We start from the raw sequence: 18,927 nt of genomic DNA, 5'->3' as shown, positions 1-18,927 counted from the left end.
GGATCACTGTGGAAATACCTTTTGAGAGCAATAACGACGGCGGACTGGCCGCCGACGGCTTCGAACGGCTGCAGGAAACGTTCGGCCGCCACCTGCAACGCTCGCAAGGAGGCATGGCGTTCTGCGTCTACCGGGACGGCGAACCCCTGGCGCGCTTCTACGGCGGCAGCACGATAAAACGCGGCGTGCCCAGCGCGGCCGCGGAGGAGCTCTGGAGCCCCAAGACCCTCGCAGTCATGTTCTCCGGCACCAAGGGCGTGGTCGCAACCGTCGCGGCGATCCTCGTGGACCGCGGGCAGTTCGATGTGCGCCGTCCGGTGGCCGATTACTGGCCGGAGTTTGCAGCCGGAGGCAAGCAGGACGTGCGCGTGTACCACCTGCTCAACCACACCGTGGGGCTCCCCTACGTGGATCCGGAGCCGCTTGGAGAAGAAAGCCAGTACGACAACGCCGGAAACGCGGCTGCCCTGGCCGCGCAGACCCCGTTGTGGGAGCCGGGCAGCAAGGTTGCCTATCACGCCACAACCTACGGCTATCTCATGTCGGAGCTGCTCCAGCGGGCCACGGGCAAGAGCGTTGGGGAGCTGATTTCCGAACTCATCAGCGCCCCCTTGGGACTGGATATCTACCTCGGGTTGCCCGAGGAACTCGACCCCAGGCTCGCCACCATTTTCCGCTCCGAAAGCTATGCCATCAGCACGTATCTTCAGGACCCGGAACGCCGCAGGATCGTCGATCGGATGTACAGGAACCTGCTCGCCGAGGACAAGGATCCGTTTAATAGCGTGGCCATGCGCCGCGGACAGCTGGCCGCCGGCGGCGGTATCGCCACCGCCGACGCGATGGCAAACCTGTACTCCCGTCTGGCAAGTCCTGAAGGTGATCTGGTGTCCGCCGAGGCGCTGCGGGATGCCACCCGGACGTGGTCCGAGGGAGTGGATGCCATTAACGACCGGCCGCTGCGGTTCGGCCTCGGTTATGAGCTGGCAGATCCCATTGGGACCTATGGGCCGGTGGCCCCTGCCTTCGGACATTCCGGAGCGGGCGGCGGGCTGCATGGCGCCTGGCCGGACAAGAACGTCGGGTTCTCCTTCCTGACCAACGAGATGTTGGCCGAGAATCAGGACACCAGAGTTAAGGACCTCCTGAAGGAGCTGGCACAGCTGGTCTGAAGTTAAGGGCTAGCTCGCGCCTTCTGTGGAAAACGCGCGGCGAAACTCAGTCTGGACGGACGACGGTGAGGCAGAAGGGATGTCCGACGGGATCGACCAGCACCCGCCAATGGTGAGGAGCGGGCTGGTGCTCCGCCTCCGTGGCGCCCAGCGCGACAGCACTCTCGACGGCGGGCTCCAGTTCGTTGACGGCAATGTCCAGGTGGAACTGCTGGTGTTGCGGACCTTTCGGCTAGGAGGGCGGAATATAGCTGTCGACGCGCATCAGTGTGAGCATGGGGCCTGCGCCGGAGAGTGCAACGACGCCGCGGTCCGGAGTGGCGAATGCTTCCTCAAGGCCCAGCAGGCGCGAGTAGAAGGTTGCGAGTTGGTCGGTGTCCGGGCAGTCCAGCGAGATGGATGCCAGTTGTCCTACGCGTTCTGTCATGACGACAAGTTAGCAGGCTGGGTTCGCGAAATCCTCGCTAGAGTTGGAGCAGCGCTTCGCCGCGGAATCCGGCGGCGGCTCCGGTAGTGGGTCCGAAAGCGAGGCAGGAATGAACAAGCGGGCCAGCATGAACCGCGTGGAAGCGGTCCGCCTGGATCCTGCACTCCGGCCGGTGCTGTGGGTCGCGATCCTGGCCTCGTTCGTAGCATTTCTGGACGGCGCGATTATTAACGTTGCGCTGCCCGCGATGACGGACGATCTGGGCGGTGGGCTGGCCCTGCAGCAGTGGGTTGTCGATTCTTACCTCTTGACCCTCGGCGCCCTCATCCTCATTGCGGGCTCCTTGTCCGACGGGTTCGGCAGGATCCGCATACTGCGGCTGGGCCTGGTCCTGTTCGGATTGGCGTCCCTGGCCTGCGCGCTGGCGCCGACCGGCGTCGTGCTGATTGCAGCGCGTGCCGTCCAAGGTGTCGGCGGCGCCTTGCTCGTGCCCAGCTCCCTGGCGCTGATCATGTCCGCCTACCGAGGTGCCGCCCGGGGCCACGCCATCGGGCTCTGGACCGGCTGGACCGGGACCTCCGCCATCGCGGGGCCATTGCTCGGTGGACTCCTGGTGGACGTGCTGAACTGGCGCTGGATCTTTGCCATCAACGTACTTCCGATTGCCGTCACCTTGTTGATTCTCGGCCGGCTCAAGGAACCGTCTTCGGTGCCGAGCCGCCCGCCGCTGGATGTGGTTGGCGCCGCGCTGGCCGCGGTCGGGCTTGCCGGGATCGTCTTCTCACTGATCGAGCAGCAACGGCTGGGCTGGAGCCATCCCGGTGTCGCAGGTTCCCTGGCCCTAGGGGTGGCGTCCTTTGTTGTCTTCCTCTGGTGGGAAAACCGCACCGCGCATCCGATGATGCCGCTGCGGTTGTTCCGGATCCGCAACTTCGGCATCGGCAACATCGCCACGGCGTTCATCTATGCCGCGTTATCGCTGGGGATGCTGATGGTAGTCCTGTTCCTTCAGCAGGTGGCAGGGTTCTCCGCCACCCAAGCTGGGTTGGCCACCCTCCCCGTCGCCCTGCTGATGCTGCTGCTGTCCGGAACCTTCGGCGGCCTGGCCGCGAGATTCGGCCCGCGAGTCTTTATGGCGGTGGGGCCCCTAATGATCGGTATCGGATACCTGCTGATGACAGCAGCGCGCATGCCCGTGAATTTCTGGACACAGTTGCTGCCCGGTCTGCTCGTATGCGGGGTGGGCCTTGCCATCACGGTTGCCCCTCTGACCGCAGGGATCCTCTCGGCGGTAGGTCCAGTAGAGAGCGGAATAGGTTCTGCCATCAACAACGCGGTCTCACGCATCGCCGGGCTGATCGCCGTGGCGTTAGCCGGCGTCATTCTCGGGGGCGTGCTCGACGACGCCGGCTTCCGCCGGGTACTCGTGGTCGTCGCCGTCGTCGCCATTGCCGGAGGGCTCGTCTCGGCGTTGGGCATCCGCAACCTTCCGTTAGAGGCCAGGTAGGTCTTGCGGACCTACCAGGAGAGCATCTTCTGCGCGCAGGCGATGTTGGAATTCCCACGGTGAGCTTGGCGGGATCCAGTATGTCGGACTCGTTGGGGGCGAAGATCGTCAGGTCTGCGGGTGGGATCAGACGACCTGTCCATCTTTGCCTAGGAAAATGCGCGCTGTAATTCTCTCACGACCGTTGACATTCTCAACGAATCTTGGTTCACTTGTGATTCAGCACACAGGACTTGTCGCATTTGCCCGGAACAATAGGCGGCAGTTTTCTGTTTGATCGACGCTATAACTGATGTCTAACAGTAACGACTCCTAGAAAGCGCAACCATGATGCGGAAAGCACTGAAGATTTCCCTCGCCGCCATTGCTGTCGGCACCCTGGTCGCAAGTTGTGGCCAAAGCCCGAATGCCAGGGGCAGCGACGACTCGTCCGATATCCAGGAACTCGTCTTTGCGGCGGTTCCCAGTGAGGAAAGCCAAGAGCTGGAGGAGTCCTTCGCGCCCGTCATCAAGGCACTGGAAAAGGAAACGGGTTTGCCCGTCCGGTTCGAAGCCGTCAGCAGCAATGCGGGCGTCGTCGAGGCCCAGGTGGCCGAGCGCGTGGACATCGCTGTCTACGGAGCCTTCAGCTACTATCTGGCCAGCGGCGTTGCGAACGTGACCCCGGTTGCTGTCGACCAGCGTGTGCCTGGCGGCGAATCCGGCGTCGAGTCCTATGGAATTGTCCGGAGCGACACTCCGGCAATCGCCGGCCTCGAGGATGCACAAGGCAAGAATGTTTGCTTCACCGATCCCGCTTCCTCCACTGGCTACCTCTCTCCTTCGGCCGGCCTTATTGAGGCAGGCATTGACGTCGAAAGCGACGTCGAAGCGATATTCGCCGGCGGTCATGACACTGCCGTGACATCGCTCCTGGCAGGAGACTGCGATGTTGCCTTCGCCGCCGCCACGTTCGTCGATGAACTGCTCCCGGCGCGTGGAGCGCTCAAGCCCGAAGAGGTAAACAAGATCTGGACCTCGCCCGTCATCCCCGGTCCGCCGGTGGTGGTGGGTGACTGGCTGCCGGAGGAACTGCAGACAAAGATCACCACAGCGCTGACGAAGTACGACGCCGTAACCGCCGCGGAAAACGGGTTCTGCGAAGGTGCGGAAACGGAAGCGCCGGAAACCTGGGGCGAATTTGCCGGCAAGCCTTCCTGCGTCTGGGGCGGAACGGCTGCGTTCGCTTTTGTCCCCACCAACGATGAAGCCTACGAGCCGATCCGCGAGATCTGCGAGGTCACGAAGGCCGAGGTCTGCACGGCGGAAGAGCAGTGACCGGCGTCCACGCCGCAACCACAACCCGAGGATCACGCATGCTGAACGTACACACCACCCCAACGCCCGCGCCGCAGGGACAGAGGGAACCGAGCATCAATCTGCGGAAGGTAGCCAAGAGTTTCGCGGGCAACCATGTTCTGACAGACGTCAGCCTCTCGGCCTCTCCCGGTGAGTTTGTGGCGCTCGTGGGACCATCCGGGGCGGGCAAGTCAACCCTCCTGCGCCTCATCAACGGCATCCACCATCCCGATACCGGGAAGGTGAGCGTCCTCGGCACCACACCCAGCGAATGCAGCCGGAAGGAGCTCCAAGCCCTGCGCACCAAGATCGGTTTTGTGTTTCAACAGTTCGGTCTGGTGGGACGACTGACCGCCTTGGAGAACGTGCTCATGGGTACGCTGGGACGGCTGAAATTGCCGCGCTACGGGATCTCCACCTATCCACAAAGTCTCCGCATACAGGCGGCTGAGCACTTGGAACGCGTCGGCCTGCTCGACCAACGGTTCCAGCGCTGCGACACCCTCTCAGGCGGGCAGCAACAGCGGGTGGCCATCGCCCGAACCCTGATGCAGGAAGCAGAAATTGTCCTCGCGGATGAACCTGTTGCGTCCTTGGACCCTGCTGCCAGCTTGTCCGTGCTGTCCATGCTCAAGCGAATCAGTGCCGAGGATGGTTTCACGGTGGTGTGCAGCCTGCACCAGGTGGACCTCGCCCTGCAGGTCTCTGACCGGATCGTTGCCCTCAAGAACGGGTCGATGATGATGGATCAGCCAACGGCCGAGACCACGGAGGAAATGATCCGCAACGTCTATGCCTCCGACTCCACGGTTGGGGACGGCAATGCCTAGCGACATCCTGGATTCCCCGGTCATGAACGGGATGCCCGTTCCGCCGCGGCAGTTGCGGCCACGCAGGAGCGTCGCGGTCGGGGTCATCCCCATTGTTTATGTTGGAGCATCCCTCTTCGGCCTCTGGTGGATGGGCGTCTCCCCTTCCTCCTTGCAAGATGGATTCGGCGACATCGGACGGCTGCTCTCCCGTATGGTTCCGCCCACCACAGGGCCAATCCCGGATCTGCTCACCCTGCTGGTCCAGACACTTCTGATTGCCATCGCAGGCACGGGACTGGCTACCCTTGCTTCCATTCCACTGGCCGCCGCGGCATCGAGTAGATTCACGGGGCCGCGGCCCCTGCAATGGGCGGCCCGCCTGGTTATCGTCCTCACGCGGGCTGTGCCGACCCTGATCTTCGCCATCATCTTCGTCCGTATCTTCGGCCTCGGACCGATGGCCGGCGGCCTCGCCGTGGCCTTCCACTCGGTGGGAATGATCGGCAAACTGATGACCGATATCTTTGAGGAACAGGACCGCACGGCTTCCGAAGCCGTCAGTGCCACCGGCGCATCGCGGCTGCGGACTTTCGTCGCCACCACGTTCTCCCGCGCGCTGCCGTCCATCACCGGCGTCGTTCTTTATCGGCTGGACATCAACGTCCGCGCCTCGGCCATCCTCGGCATCGTCGGAGCCGGCGGCATCGGTGTTGCACTGCAGACCGCGATCGGCAGCCTAAATTACCCCCGCGCGGCCGGCATCGTGCTCGTCATCATCGCTGTGCTGCTCATTCTGGAAGTCGTGTCGGTCCGGTTGCAGGTAAAACTTTCCGAACACGCCCGGGAGAACAGCCATTCCCAGCTCTTTGTGCCCGGCCGTGCCGTTCATCAGCCCGGCTGGGACCGCGCTCGGGTCACGCGCACCGTGCTCGGCTCGACTGCGCTGCTGGTTTTCATCTACGCAATCTGGTCGCTTGAAGCAGATCTGGAGCGAATCTCGCGGTCCCTACCGTCCGCCGTCGAACTTGTCGCCGGCATGTTCCCGCCGGAGTTCTCCGGGGCCATATTCCTTGGGGTCTTCGAGAGTGTTTTGATGGCGGTGACAGCCACCACCGTGGGTGTCCTAATAGGCCTGGTCATCGCGGTACTGTCTACGGATCTACTGGTGCGCATAACCCCCTTGGCTGTTGGACTGCGTGGGCTGACTGTCCTCATGCGGGGTATCCCGGACATCATCTATGCACTGATCTTCGTGGCCGCCCTCGGTCTCGGCCCGTTCGCAGGATTCCTCGCGCTGTCCATTTCCTGTACCGCCCTGGCGGCGAAGTTCTTCACCGACTCGTTGCAGAACCTCAATCCCGCGCCGCTCAAAGCATTGGAGGCTACGGGAGCCAACAGGCTGCAGGTTTTCATCAGCGGCGTCTGGCCGCAATTTGTGCCGTCCTTCCTGGGCAACAGCCTCTTCACTTCCGACCTCGCGCTCCGCGAGTCCGCGGTGCTGGGCATTGTCGGGGCCGGCGGCATCGGCTTCCTGCTCCACGAATCAGTGGCGACACTCAGCTACGAAACAACCAGTGCCATCCTCATCTCCCTGATTGTGGTGGTCCTCGCCATCGAATCCGCCGCACGGTGGATCCGCAGCCGAGTGCTCTAATGACGCGCCCCACTTCAGCAGACACGAAAGGCCCAACAGTGACCGCAGAAACCCAGGCGGTAGGAACTTGTCCCTTCCGCCAGTCAGAATGGGATCCGACCGCCGAGGAGACTTTCGGCAGCGCGCACCAAGACTACGCCCAGCTCCGCCAGACGAATCCATTCCCCTGGAGCAATGCGTACGGAGGGTTTTGGTCGGCGATGACGTACGACGATGTCGTGCAGGTTACGCGCGACTCGGAAACGTTCATCACTTCGGTCCAGAACGTGGTTCCGCACGTACCGCGCTCCAGCCGGCGTCCACCGCTGCACTTCGATCCGCCGGAACACGACGCTTACCGCGCGATCATCGACCCGGTCCTCCGGCGGTCAGCCGTGCGGAACCATGAACAGGCTTTCCGGCGCAGTGCCCGGGAACTCGTGGCCAACCTGTTGGCGAGCGAAGACCCGGATTACTGCCGCGATTTCGCCATGCCATACGTTGCGGACTGTTTTGCGGCATTCCTCGGAGTCCCCTCCGAGCTGGCTGTCCGCGTCCGGGAGATCGGTGTCCGCTACTCCTTCGCCATCCAAGACATGGACGACGCCGTTATTGGCGAGGCCAGTGCCGAGCTGTACGAAATTGCAGAGCAAATCTACCGGGACAGGATCTCTACCAGCGCCGACCCGGCAACGGATCTGGCTGCCGGACTCCATTTGGCTGCGCTCGACCCGAATAACCACATCACAGAACTATCGGCCATCGCCACCATCCGCCAGATGATCGTCGCCGGTATGGGTGCCCCGCAAGCAGTTCTGGGCAGTTGCATAGTCCATCTGGCGCAGCACCCCGGGCTGCAGGAGCATCTCCGCACCCATCCCGAGGAGCTTCCTGCCGCGATCGAAGAGTTCCTGCGCCTCTACGCCCCTTACCGGGTGTTTGCCCGCACGGCAACGAGGGACGTGCAACTCTCGGGCCGCGAGATCGCTGCGGGTGAACCCATAGCGCTGATCTTCCCCTCTGCCAACAGGGACGAAACCGTGTTTGAACATCCGGACGAATTCATCCTGAAGCGTCCGGCTAACCGGCATCTGGCCTTCGGCCGCGGCGCCCACCGCTGCCCTGCCGCTTCGATGGGCCGCACAGAACTGCTGATCGCACTCGAAGCGCTCCTGTCGGCGACCGCATCCTTTAGATTGGCAGGAGACGTGGAGATGATGAACTGGCTGGAGTACGGCCCGCGCAGTGTTCCGTTGCACTTGGAGTCCGGCCAGAAGGCCGGTGACATAATCTCCCTATGACTGCAGAAGCCGAGCCCAGCCTGCCGCGCTTCCAGCAGGGCGCACGTCCGCAACGTCTGCTGACGACGCTTCTGGGCGACTATTGGTTCGCCCGCCGGGAGCACATTCCCTCGGCCGCGCTGGTGCAACTGATGGCCGAATTTGGCATCACGGCGGCCGGGGCACGTGCGGCTATCCAGCGCCTGGCCCAGCGCGGCTTTCTGGTATCGGCGAAGAATGGACGAGAGACGGCGTATGCCGTAACTCCCCGCAGCCGCGAGGCTTTGGACCAGCATGTCCAGTACATCTTTGCCCCTCCTGCATCCGATTCGTGGGACGGCACCTGGACTATCGTTGCTTATTCAGTTCCCGAGGAGGAGAAGGCCGCTCGCAGGACGTTCCGGGAAGGGCTCCGTGCGGCACATTTCGGATACCTGTATGACGCACTCTGGATCCGGCCCGGCCACCACGTTGAAGCGGCTCAGCATCTGGGCGAAGCCACCGGAATCACTCAATTGACGGTCTTTAGCGCCGCCGAGGTCCCGGGTGCTGCAGAGGAAAGAATGGTCGAAACAGCCTTCGAGTTGGGGCCGGTCCGGGATGCCTATACTGCCTTCATCAAGCGCTGGGAACCTGGCGGCGCCGCTCCGGCCGCCGATGGCGCAAACGCCCAGGGTGCCCTGCTCGTCAGAACCCGGTTGATGAGTGAGTGGCGTGCCCTGGTGGGCATCGATCCGCAACTGCCGCGTCAGCTGCTGGGCAAAGACTGGCCGGGGACCCGGGCATACGAATGCTGCGCTGCCCTCTACGACTCCCTGGGACCCGAGGCGGAAGCAAGGTTTCGACGGATCATAGCGGCCAATGATCCCAACCTCGCCGGCCTCGTCAACCACCATACCTTTGCCAACTGGGCGTCCTTGGTCACCACCAACTAGCTCTTACCCTGATCGGCCTTGACTCCCATCCTGACAGAATAGGCCACAGTTCCTTGTTTGCTCGCGACACAATCTGTCTTCAAAATTGAAGGCACGAAAGGAATCTGCGCATGATCCCCCTACGAATCGCTGCCGCGCTGTCGGCAGCATCACTCCTCCCCTTCCCCTTATTGATGGCACCTGCGGAAGCGGCCGCAAGCGCAGCGGACTCCAGCACCGACGTCGTACGTGGAAGTCTGCCGAGCGGCGGCCGCTACGTGATCGAAACGCCCGCCGACTGGAACGGGACGCTCTTGGTCTGGAGCCCCGGATACATCGGTGGCGCCGCCGGTGGAGAAGCCGCCGGTGGCCCTTCGGGTGCGATCCATGACTGGCTGCTCGACGAGGGTTATGCCCTTGCCGGGTCGAAGCCGACCACCAATGGGTGGGCGGTTGAAGACCTGCTGCGTGACCAGCGGGACACCGTTGATGCAGCCGAAGGGAAGCTCGGCCAGCCGGAGCATGTGGTCGCCTGGGGAAATTCAATGGGCGGCCTCACGTCCGCGGCCCTTCTCGAGGAATATCCAAGCGTGTTCGATGCCGGCCTGCCCATGTGCGGCTCAGTTGCCGGAGCCATTCCCATGTTGAACCAGGGCCTGGACGCCTCTTTCGTACTCAAGGCCCTTCTGGCCCCGAACGACAATCGGCTGGAGTTGGTCAACGTGACCAACGAGAGCGACCGCAGGGCAGCTTTCCAGGAGGTGCTCAACGAGGCCCAGCAAACCCCGGAGGGCCGGGCACGGATCTCGTTGGCGGCCTCGATGGCACAGCTTCCGACGTGGACGCAGGCCTCTGACCCGCGCCCGGACAGCAAGGATCTATCAGCACAGCAACTCCAGCAGTACAAGGCGTTCATGTTCGCTGTCGTCTCCCCAAGAGAGCCGCTGGAAGCGAGGGCTGGCGGGAACTTCTCCTGGAACACCGGCGTCGACTACTCCCGCCAGCTCAACCATTCAGGCACAGCAGAACTGGTGAAGGCACTGTACGCGGAATCAGGAGCGAATCTGGAGGATGATCTTGCACAGCTGGACGGCGCACCACGTATCAGCGCCGATCCCGCGGCGGTCCGCTACATGCAGACGAATGCCACCCCTACCGGGGAAATCCCGGTGCCAGTCCTGACCCTGCACGAAACCGGAGATACCGCACCGACGGTCACCCAGGCGCGCACCTATGAGGACCGAGTCCGCAGCAACGGCAAGAACAACCTCTTGCGCCAGGCCTTTGTCGATCGTCCCGGACACTGCGACTACACGGGAGCCGAGATCGCCGCAGCACTCACCACCGTCCAGCAGCGGCTCGACACCGGGACATGGCGCAACGCCGCCACTCCCGAAGCCCTGAACAAGCTCGCCGCCGAAATCACCGCCGATGCTCAGGTCGACCTGGGCAACGCCGAATTCGCAGACATTAAGCCCCACCGGATGGTTCGGGCGGAAGCGGAACAGCCGGCGGCTGCCAACCACGGAAAGGACGGACAGCTGTGAACAAGACTGCCCGCATGCTGTTGATTACCGCTCTGGCTGTACCGTTCACCTGCACGATGACAGCCGGGGTGGCGGACAGCAGCAGCATAAGCGAACAGGGACTCCTGCCCGACGGCACACTCTACTCGCTGATCCGACCGGTCGGATGGAACGGCACCACGATTGTTATGCCCGGGCGCGAGGAATTAACCGGAGACGTTCCCCGCTGGCTGGGCGAGCAGGGGTACGGGGTCATTGGCTATGAGCTCAGCGACAACTGGAACCTGGCTCAGGACAGGAGCAACGCTTCCTCCGCCGTCGATATCTTCAGCGAAACCGCCGGAATCCCTAACACGGTCATTCTCAGCGGCCGTTCCCAGGGCGGCCTTGTCACCAGAATTGTCACGGATGCCGCCCCGGCCTGGTTGGACGGGTCCGTTCCCATGTGCGGCGGCGGAGCAGGCGCGATCAGCATGTGGAACACGAAGCTGGACAGCGCCTTCGCCCTGCGGGAGCTGGTCGGCCCGGATTCGCAGATGAGCATAACCCGGATTCAGGATGAGCGCGGCGAACAAGCGGCCATGAATGGTCTGGTCTCCACGGCGTCAGCCACCAACCATGGGCAGGCGCGCATTGTCCTTGCTGCAGCGCTGAGCAAAATCCCCGCCGTCGATGCGGAAACAGGCGAGGACGTTCCCGCAGCGAATCTGGACAAACGGATCGCAGAATACACAGACGCAATGCCGTTAGCACTGGGCATTGGCGTTCGGGCAGGCTTCGAGCAAACGGTCGGCGGTTCGTTCTCCTGGAACCATGGTGTTGACTACCGGAAGGAACTCAAGGCTTCGGGTCGCTGGTCCGAGGTTCAACGCGCCTATCGTGAAGCCGGCGCTGACATGGAAGCCGATCTCCAGACGCTGGCAAATGCACCTCGTATCACCGCCGACCAGATTGCTGTCAGCACAGTGGAACGCTTGGCGACTTTCACGGGCAACCTCGAGGTGCCGGTCCTGTCGCTGCACACAACGGGAGATCCCGCGGGTGCCACTGCGGAGGAAGAGGCATATGCAGACTCAGTACGTGCAGCCGGGGACAACCACAATCTCCGTCAAACATTCGTCGGCGCGGACGGACACTGCACCTTCTCAACGGCTGAACAAATTACAGCCATCAAAACCGTGGCAGACCGCATAGAGAATGGCCATTGGGTCTCAACGTCTCCACGCTCTCTCGCTAGAACAGCCAAGGCGGCGCAGGAGGCGACAACGATCAAACTGGGAACAACTCGCTTCACGACGCCTCATCCGGCACTTCCCGGGCGTCCATGGGATGTGCGGAACTGGGACTCCTACGTTCCAGCTGAGTAAGCGTATAGACGTCGGCGACGGCTGTTATCTGCACTTTGAAGGGGCTGTGCCCGGTCTTGAAACCGAGTTCAGCCCCTTCGACATCTCACAATCCCGCTGTTTAGTCCGTCTCTGGACCGTTGCAGTAGAGGCAAGTGGCGTCTGTACAGCTTGCATCGTACGGACCGATGGCGTCCGCATTGAAGAAACGGGCCGGACCGTTGCTAGACGCCGAAGTGGTGATCAGAGTACTCGCCGTTGAGTTGCTCATGTGGGTGCCTTTCGCGCATTTGAATTGGGTGCTACTTCCATAGTCCAGCATGCCGGTGACCTCGCATCAGGTACAGCGATTGTTTTCGACGGGTACCGGTTAGGAAACCTGAACGGTGGGACGGCGACGGCGGTTGCTGCACGTCGCAGTGCCGCTGTTCCGAAGGTGCCGGCAGAGAGTCACGTTTCGACGGATTTGCTGCAGTTGCAACCCCTGCTACGGAGGTGTCAAGCATGACTATCATTCCCCATCGTCCGCTTCGCAACGAGGGCCGCAAGATCCTTGAGCGCGTCAAAAGCGGGGAGATCATCGACATGACCATCAAGGGCAAGGTGGCGGCGATGCTTATCCCGCCGCCGTCCTCACCCTTTGAACGGCTGTTGCTCCGGGGTGCCGTCCGTCCTGCCGCGTCTACGGGACCAGTGGACTTCACCCTGCTTGCCAGAACCCGGCTGGATTAAAACAGCGAGGACACACTCGACAATCTCCGAGGGGACCGCTAATCCTTGCGCCGGAGCGGCCGCAGGATCAGTCCGTCTCCGGGCCGTTGCAGTAGAGGCAGGTGAAATCTTCACAGCCTGCAGGGCCGTCGACCCCGACTCCAAAGGTGTCGATTAGAGTACTCGCCGTGGAGTTGCTCATGGGACTTGCTGCCTTTCGTGGCGTCGGGCGGCTGCTGTACTTCGCTGTGCAGCAGCCGCCCTGTTGGGTTGGTCAGGCCATGCCGCGGCGGAGCAATTGTCCGGCCGGGGTCTGGCTGTCTATCTGCTGTCCGCGCAGGTAGGTCTTGCGGACCACACCGGAGAGCGGTTTCTGCGCGTAGGCGGTGATGGGGTTCTTGTGGTGGAGCTTGGCCGGATCCACTACATAGGACTTGTCCGGGGCGAAGATGGACAGGTCGGCGTCGTACCCAAGCGCGAGCTTCCCCTTGGAGTTCAACCCTGCCAGTGCGGCCGGTTTGGTGGACATCCAGTCGATGACCTTGTCCAAGGTGATGCCGCGGCGGCGGGCCTCGGTCCAGATCAGCGACAGGCCGAGCTGGAGCGAGGAGACACCGCCCCAGGCGACGGCGAAGTCACCGTTCTCGAGGTCCTTCAGGTCCAGGGTGCTGGGCGAGTGGTCCGAGACGATGCAGTCGATCGTCCCGTCCAGCAGCCCCTGCCACAGCAGCTCGCGGTTGCCGGCCTCGCGGATGGGCGGGCAGCACTTGTACGCGGTGGCGCCGTTCGGGATCTCCTCCGAGATGAGCGTGAGGTAGTGCGGGCACGTCTCAGCGGTAATGCGGACGCCGTCGCGCTTTGCAGAGGCGATCATCGGCAGCGCGTCCGAGGAGGACAGGTGCAGCACGTGGGCGCGGGCGCCGGTCCAGCGGGCGCGTTCGATGACCTCGGCGATGGCGACGTTCTCGGCGCCGCGGGGTCGGGAGGCGAGGAACTTGTCGTAGTGGTCGCCCTCGGCGGTGGGCGCGCGGTCGATGGCGCGCGAGTCTTCCGCGTGCACGATCATGATGGAGTCGAAGGTCTTCAGGACGGCCATGTCCGATTCCATCTCGTCCACTTCCAGGTGCGGGAATTCGTCCACGCCGGAGTGGAGCAGGAAGCACTTGAAGCCGAAGACACCCTCGTCATGCAGGCCGCGCAGGTCGCCCTGGTTGCCGGGGATGGCGCCGCCCCAAAAGCCAACATCCACGAACGCCTGCTCGCGTGCCGCCGCCCGCTTCTGCTCGAGCGCGTCCACGTTGACGGTCGGCGGAATGGAGTTCAGCGGCATGTCGATGATGGTGGTGACGCCCCCGGCGGCGGCGGCACGGGTGGCGGAGGCGAAGCCTTCCCATTCGGTGCGGCCGGGCTCGTTGACGTGGACGTGGGTGTCCACGAGGCCAGGGAGCAGGACTTCCTCGGCGGAGAGCTCGATGACCTCCGCGCCTTCCAGGTTGTTGCCCAGCGGCTCGATGGCGACGATCTTTCCGTCCCGGATGCCGACTTCGCGGGCGACTTCGCCGGCGGTGGTCACGATCCGGTTGCCGCGGATGACCAGGTCATAGTCGGTGGCGGGTGCGGCGGGTGCGGAAGCGGGGCGGCTGATGGTTTCTGTCATGGTGGTTCTGCAATCCTGTGAGTAGTCGGGTAGGTAATCCGGGCTGCCAGTTAGGCTTGGCCGGCGAGCACCGGAACGGAGCTCAGCGGCCAGTTCTTGAAGGTTTTAGGCCGCGGCGGCGCATAGGTGCGGATTTTCGACGTCGTTAGTCCCATCCGAACCAAGGATTCCGCGATGGTGACGGCGGCAGCAACGCCGTCGACGACGGGCACTCCGGTCCGCGCGATCACGCGTTCGGTGAGGCCGGCCATTCCGCCGCAGCCGAGGCAGATGACTTCGGCTTTGTCCTGCGCGACGGCGATGGCTGCTTCCGCGACGATGGCGTTGACGGCCGCGTCCGGATCCTCCTCCAGGCCCAGGACCGACATGCCGCTGGCGCGGACGGAGGCACATCGGGCGTCGAGCCCGGCCAGCTTGAGCCGGTCCTCGATCAGCGGCACGGCGCGGTCAAGGGTGGTCACCACGGAGTACTTGTGGCCGAGGAACTGCGCGGTGCTCGCGGCGGCTTCGGTGATGTCGACGACCGGGACGTCCAGGATTTCCTGGAGCCCCTCGCGGCCGTGCTCGCCGTAGCCGGCCTGGATGACCGCGTCGAACGGTTCCGGATAATTGCGGACCGTTTCCATCACGGCGATGGCGGCCAGGTAGCTTTCGTAGTTGCCCTCCACCGAGTCCGCGCCGAAAAGCGGAGTCAGCGGGACGATCTCGGTGCCGGGCGAGGCCACGGCGGCGGCCTGCCGACCGATGGCTTCGGTCATGGACTCGGTGGTGTTCACATTCACGACGAGGATGCGCACAGTAATTCTCCTGCTGGATAGGGATTGGTCGTTGTTAGTGAACGCTGGCGACGGCGAGTGCTTCGCCGTCGACGTCACGGAAGCGTGACTTGCGGTCGGCCACGATCAGGTAGAACACCGCGGCCAGGCCGGCGCCGAAGAACCAGGAGAAGCCGGCGACCGCGCTGAAGACGGGTGCCAGAGCAATGACAATCGCGATGACGGCGGCCGGAACCAGCGCGATGATGGCCCGCGTGTTGACGCCGTTCTTGTAGTGGTACTCGCCGTTCCGGGCTTCCGTGTACAGGTGCGGCACGTTGATCTGCGCCTTGCGGATGATCCAGTAGTCGGCCATGATGACGCCGAAGATCGGACCGAGGATGGCGCCGAGGCCGCCCAGGAAGTACACGATCACGACCGGGTTGTTGTAGAGGTTCCACGGCAGGATGACCAGGCCGATGACGGCGCTGACAATGGCGGCCGAGCGGAAGTTCAGGCGGCGCGGGAAGAGGTTGGTGAACATGTAGATCGGTGCCACGAAGTTGGCCATCAGGTTCACCGCGACGGTGAGCACCAGCAGCGCGAGGCAGGCCAGCACCAGGAAGAAGGTGTTGGGGATGGTCTGCACGATGTCGGACGGGCTCTCGATGATCTGCCCGTTGATCTTGAACTGCGCACCGGCGAGTACGACGACGATGGCGCCGAAGAAGAGCATGTTCAACGGGATGCCGACGAAGTTGCCGCGGGTGATGGCCTTCTTGCTGGTGGCCGAGCGGGTGAAGTCGCAGAAGTTCAGGACGAACGTGCCGTAGATGGCGATCCACAGGGCGCCGCCTACGAAGATCTGCCGCCACATCTCGCCGCCGGTCAGGCTCTCGTTGGTGGAGAGGGCGATGGAGCCGCCGGCCTCGATGAACATCCAGACGGCGATGGCCAGCATGGTGACGAGGATGACGGGGCCGGCGAAGGCCTCGTACTTGCGGATCATTTCCATGCCGAAGCTGACGATGATGACCTGCAGGATCCAGAGCGCCACGAAGGAGATCCAGCCCAGGGTGGACATGCCGAGGAAGTTATTGGTATCCAGCGGTGCCAGTCCGGGGAACATGGCCGTCAGCATTACCCGCAGGACCACGGAGGCCAGGTAGGTCTGGACGCCGAACCAGGCGATGGCCACTCCGCCACGTGCGACGGCGGCAAGCTGCGCGCCGTGGATACCGAAGGCGATGCGGCTCATGACGGGGAAGGGAACACCTGTCTTCTCCCCCATGAAGCCCGAGAGGCTCAGGAGCAGGAAGAGAAGGACTGCGCCGACGAGGAATGCCAGCAGGATCTGCCACGCTCCCAGCCCCAGGGCGAAGAGTCCGATGGCGAAGGCGTAGTTGCCGAGGCTATGAACGTCATTAGCCCACAACGTGAAGATGTTGTAGGCCGACCACGTGCGGCCTGCCTTCTTGGTGGGTGCCAGATCCTCGTTGTAGAGGCGCGGGCTCAGGGGCAGTGCGGTCGACGTTGACCTCTGGTCCTGTAATGCAGTCATTTCTACCTGTTTTCATAGTGTGGAAAATTATTTTCAGGAATTGAAATAAGGTTAGGGGTGACACCAATCACAGTCAAGGATTCGGGGGGCCACGTCAACGCCCCTTCCGCGGGCCCCCGCGAGATCACGGGGTTGGTATGCCAATAAAGCCCAAAAGCGCGGTACTGCACGGCCGGAAAGCGGATTGACCCACCGCTCCCTAGGGGGTAGAGCAGACGCACGAACGGCGCCGAGCGGAACTTCGGACGGAAGATGGCAACCGCCGTCGCTGTTCACCAGATCGCTACCCAGGTACGCCACTTTCGCGCATGCAGAATGCCCGAAATTTTGTTTGACCGCGATCGACGGCGCCACTAGGATTTTGGGATCCCACGCCGCGATCCTTCAACGCGTTCCTGCGATCAGAGGCCGGATTCCTGCTCCCACCGCTTGGGCCCGCATAACAGTTTTGAAGTATCGAATGGAGAAACTATGAGTCGCGCAGATGGAGCTCCGGAGAAGGACAAGCCGCTCCGGGATACTGTGCGTGACGCGATCCGTTCGAGAATTTTCGAAGGCCGCTATATACCCGGCACCCCGCTGGTGGAGCGCGACCTCGCCGCGGAGTTCCATGTCTCCCGCCTTCCGGTCCGAGAGGCACTGCGGATGCTCCGCCAAGAAGGCCTGGTGAGCGACCGCGGATCCCGCGGCGCGGAAGTGAGCAGCCTGAGCGAGAAAGATGTCGAAGACCTCTTTGCCGTCCGGCACTCTCTGGAAGTACTGGCCTGCCGGCTCGCGGCGGTCCGCGCAACCGCCGAAGACCTTGACCGGCTGAAGGGCTATCTGGACGACGCCGAACGCCATTTCGCCCAGGGTTCACTGCTTGAAGCCCTCCGCACCAACAGCGGGTTCCATCAGCAAATCACGCGGATTGCAGACAACGACTTCCTGCGGACCGCACTGGAACCCCTGCAGGGGCGGATGAACTGGCTGCTCCGCTACGCCACCGACCTGCCCGAATTGATCAAGGAACACCGCGAACTCTGGGCAGCCATTGCCAGCGGCGATCCGGAGCAGGCAGCCGCACAGTCCGCACACCATGTGGAGAAGTACCACGATCAGTTCCCCGACGATTACCGCAAGGCCCTGCAGGAACAGCAGCGGCAGAACCCCTGAAGGTCCGGAAAACTTGACGCACCAGCCGACGCTGGATAAAGTCGCCCTACCGCGTAGCGAGAATTAGTTTCCACATGATGAAACATTGTTTCGGGGATTCATTGCTTGCCCACGGCACGCAGGCTTGGTGCGATTGCCCGGCGCGCATCCCAGACCACAGCGAAAGGACCCCGCATGAAACTTATGCGCATCGGCGAAGCCGGACAGGAAGTACCTGTCTTCGTCTCCACCGAGGGGCAGGCATACGACCTAAGGCCGGTGACTGCCGATATCGACGGGGCGTTCCTGGAAAACTGGACACACCGGCTGGGCGAACTGCCGCTTGAGGCCTTGGCGCCTATTGATACTGCCGGCCTGCGCATCGGTGCGCCCATTGCCCGGCCCGGCGCCGTGCTTGGTATTGGCCTGAACTACGCCGGCCACGCAGCCGAATCCGGCAACCCCATTCCCGAGCGGCCTATCGTCTTCTACAAGCACCCCAACACTGTGATCGGGCCAAACGACGACGTCGTCATCCCGCCGCGCGCCGAAAAGGTCGACTGGGAGGTGGAACTAGGCGTGGTGATTGGCCGGCGCGCCGGCTACCTCGCTTCTCCGGCAGATGCAGCTGCCTGCATTGCCGGCTACGTGCTGGTCAACGACATCTCGGAGCGCGAATTCCAGCTGGAGCACTCGGGGGCGCAGTGGACACTGGGTAAGTCGTGCCCCACATTCACTCCCGTCGGACCCTGGCTTGTCCCTGCAGCGGAAGTCCACGCGGCCGGTGATTCCGGCGTGCGCCTGCAGACCTGGGTCAACGGCAACCCGCGGCAGGACAGCTCCACCGCAGATATGGTTTTCGACGCCGTCGAGCTGGTTTACCGGCTGTCCCAGTACATGGTGCTCGAGCCCGGCAACCTTATTAACACAGGCACCCCGGAAGGCGTCGCCATGTCCGGACGCTTCCCCTATCTACAGGAGGGCGACACCCTAAAGCTTGCCGGTGGCATCCTGGGCGAGCAGGAGTCCAAGGTCCACCAGCATGAGCTTGTTGTGCCGAAGACCTAAGTCAGAGCGCACTTCTGATGCGCTGATTCCCTGATTCGGACGGTTCTTGGTTGAATAGGCAGGAACAGTTCTGGTTGGGGGAAAAG

The 18,927-nt window shown here is 63.1% G+C and carries 15 protein-coding genes and 1 pseudogene; 12 read left to right on the top strand and 4 right to left on the bottom strand.

The window, feature by feature from the left end:
• Window positions 1–8 precede the first annotated feature (8 nt).
• Entirely contained in the window at window positions 9–1,172 is a 1,164-nt protein-coding gene (locus tag J5251_RS08495; RefSeq protein ID WP_208575763.1) for a serine hydrolase domain-containing protein, read from the top strand.
• Between the two features lie 46 nt (window positions 1,173–1,218).
• On the opposite strand, the pseudogene J5251_RS20580 reads toward J5251_RS08495, so the two are convergent.
• Window positions 1,219–1,599, bottom strand: a pseudogene (locus tag J5251_RS20580) (VOC family protein).
• A gap of 127 nt (window positions 1,600–1,726) precedes the next feature.
• Between J5251_RS20580 and J5251_RS08485 the strand changes: the two are divergent.
• The 9 genes from J5251_RS08485 (at window position 1,727) to J5251_RS08445 (ending at window position 12,687) form a co-directional block, all read left to right on the top strand.
• A complete protein-coding gene (locus J5251_RS08485) occupies window positions 1,727–3,106 on the top strand; it encodes an MFS transporter (protein WP_208576085.1) in 1,380 nt (459 codons plus the stop codon).
• A gap of 327 nt (window positions 3,107–3,433) precedes the next feature.
• Entirely contained in the window at window positions 3,434–4,423 is a 990-nt protein-coding gene (phnD, locus tag J5251_RS08480; RefSeq protein WP_208575762.1) for a phosphate/phosphite/phosphonate ABC transporter substrate-binding protein, read from the top strand.
• Window positions 4,424–4,461: 38 nt separating this feature from the next.
• On the top strand, window positions 4,462–5,274 hold the full coding sequence (phnC, locus tag J5251_RS08475; protein ID WP_208575761.1) for a phosphonate ABC transporter ATP-binding protein: 813 nt from the start codon (window positions 4,462–4,464) through the stop codon (window positions 5,272–5,274).
• Window positions 5,267–6,910 (top strand): phosphonate ABC transporter, permease protein PhnE, encoded by a 1,644-nt coding sequence (gene phnE, locus J5251_RS08470; protein ID WP_208575760.1) that lies wholly within the window; start codon window positions 5,267–5,269, stop codon window positions 6,908–6,910. The genes phnC and phnE overlap by 8 nt, the downstream gene beginning before the upstream one ends.
• 200 nt (window positions 6,911–7,110) lie before the next feature.
• Window positions 7,111–8,190, top strand: a complete 1,080-nt coding sequence (locus J5251_RS08465) for a cytochrome P450 (protein WP_208575759.1) — start codon at window positions 7,111–7,113, stop codon at window positions 8,188–8,190.
• The gene (locus J5251_RS08460) at window positions 8,187–9,104 is read left to right on the top strand and encodes a PaaX family transcriptional regulator (RefSeq protein WP_208575758.1); all 918 of its coding nucleotides are present in this window, start codon (window positions 8,187–8,189) and stop codon (window positions 9,102–9,104) included. Before J5251_RS08465 ends, J5251_RS08460 begins: the two co-directional genes overlap by 4 nt.
• A 110-nt stretch (window positions 9,105–9,214) precedes the next feature.
• Window positions 9,215–10,630 carry an alpha/beta hydrolase family protein gene (locus tag J5251_RS08455; RefSeq protein WP_208575757.1) on the top strand — a complete coding sequence of 472 codons (1,416 nt, stop codon included), beginning with the start codon at window positions 9,215–9,217 and terminating at the stop codon, window positions 10,628–10,630.
• Between the two features lie 14 nt (window positions 10,631–10,644).
• Window positions 10,645–11,976 (top strand): hypothetical protein, encoded by a 1,332-nt coding sequence (locus J5251_RS08450; RefSeq protein WP_208575756.1) that lies wholly within the window; start codon window positions 10,645–10,647, stop codon window positions 11,974–11,976.
• A gap of 483 nt (window positions 11,977–12,459) precedes the next feature.
• Window positions 12,460–12,687, top strand: coding sequence for a type II toxin-antitoxin system Phd/YefM family antitoxin (locus J5251_RS08445; RefSeq protein WP_208575755.1), 228 nt, complete (start codon window positions 12,460–12,462; stop codon window positions 12,685–12,687).
• A 253-nt stretch (window positions 12,688–12,940) separates the two neighbouring features.
• On the opposite strand, the gene allB is transcribed toward J5251_RS08445, so the two are convergent.
• From allB to J5251_RS08430, 3 genes are read right to left on the bottom strand one after another with little or no spacing between them, the layout of a single operon-like run.
• On the bottom strand, window positions 12,941–14,323 hold the full coding sequence (gene allB, locus J5251_RS08440; RefSeq protein WP_208575754.1) for an allantoinase AllB: 1,383 nt from the start codon (window positions 14,321–14,323) through the stop codon (window positions 12,941–12,943).
• A 50-nt stretch (window positions 14,324–14,373) separates the two neighbouring features.
• Window positions 14,374–15,120: an aspartate/glutamate racemase family protein gene (locus tag J5251_RS08435; protein WP_208575753.1), complete on the bottom strand. Its 747-nt coding sequence runs from the start codon at window positions 15,118–15,120 to the stop codon at window positions 14,374–14,376.
• 34 nt (window positions 15,121–15,154) lie between these two features.
• The gene (locus J5251_RS08430; RefSeq protein WP_208575752.1) at window positions 15,155–16,639 is read right to left on the bottom strand and encodes an NCS1 family nucleobase:cation symporter-1; all 1,485 of its coding nucleotides are present in this window, start codon (window positions 16,637–16,639) and stop codon (window positions 15,155–15,157) included.
• 471 nt (window positions 16,640–17,110) lie between these two features.
• Here J5251_RS08430 and J5251_RS08425 point away from each other — a divergent pair, with 471 nt between their 5' ends.
• A complete protein-coding gene (locus J5251_RS08425) occupies window positions 17,111–17,794 on the top strand; it encodes a GntR family transcriptional regulator (protein ID WP_208575751.1) in 684 nt (227 codons plus the stop codon).
• A 174-nt stretch (window positions 17,795–17,968) separates the two neighbouring features.
• Window positions 17,969–18,841, top strand: coding sequence for a fumarylacetoacetate hydrolase family protein (locus J5251_RS08420; protein WP_208575750.1), 873 nt, complete (start codon window positions 17,969–17,971; stop codon window positions 18,839–18,841).
• Window positions 18,842–18,927: the final 86 nt, after the last annotated feature.

This window comes from Arthrobacter crystallopoietes (genome assembly GCF_017603825.1).
Lineage (GTDB): Bacteria > Actinomycetota > Actinomycetes > Actinomycetales > Micrococcaceae > Crystallibacter > Crystallibacter crystallopoietes_B.
This window is presented reverse-complemented; position numbering and strand designations above follow the sequence as displayed.

Bases quoted from the DNA above. Each gene is read 5' to 3' on its own strand.
- J5251_RS08485 (WP_208576085.1), top strand. From the start codon at position 1,727: ATGAACCGCGTGGAAGCGGTCCGCCTGGATCCTGCACTCCGGCCGGTG.
- phnD (WP_208575762.1), top strand. From the start codon at position 3,434: ATGATGCGGAAAGCACTGAAGATTTCCCTCGCCGCCATTGCTGTCGGC.
- phnC (WP_208575761.1), top strand. From the start codon at position 4,462: ATGCTGAACGTACACACCACCCCAACGCCCGCGCCGCAGGGACAGAGG.
- phnE (WP_208575760.1), top strand. From the start codon at position 5,267: ATGCCTAGCGACATCCTGGATTCCCCGGTCATGAACGGGATGCCCGTT.
- J5251_RS08465 (WP_208575759.1), top strand. From the start codon at position 7,111: ATGACGTACGACGATGTCGTGCAGGTTACGCGCGACTCGGAAACGTTC.
- J5251_RS08460 (WP_208575758.1), top strand. From the start codon at position 8,187: ATGACTGCAGAAGCCGAGCCCAGCCTGCCGCGCTTCCAGCAGGGCGCA.
- J5251_RS08455 (WP_208575757.1), top strand. From the start codon at position 9,215: ATGATCCCCCTACGAATCGCTGCCGCGCTGTCGGCAGCATCACTCCTC.
- J5251_RS08450 (WP_208575756.1), top strand. From the start codon at position 10,645: ATGCTGTTGATTACCGCTCTGGCTGTACCGTTCACCTGCACGATGACA.
- J5251_RS08445 (WP_208575755.1), top strand. From the start codon at position 12,460: ATGACTATCATTCCCCATCGTCCGCTTCGCAACGAGGGCCGCAAGATC.
- allB (WP_208575754.1), bottom strand. From the start codon at position 14,323: ATGACAGAAACCATCAGCCGCCCCGCTTCCGCACCCGCCGCACCCGCC.
- J5251_RS08430 (WP_208575752.1), bottom strand. From the start codon at position 16,639: ATGACTGCATTACAGGACCAGAGGTCAACGTCGACCGCACTGCCCCTG.
- J5251_RS08425 (WP_208575751.1), top strand. From the start codon at position 17,111: ATGAGTCGCGCAGATGGAGCTCCGGAGAAGGACAAGCCGCTCCGGGAT.
- J5251_RS08420 (WP_208575750.1), top strand. From the start codon at position 17,969: ATGAAACTTATGCGCATCGGCGAAGCCGGACAGGAAGTACCTGTCTTC.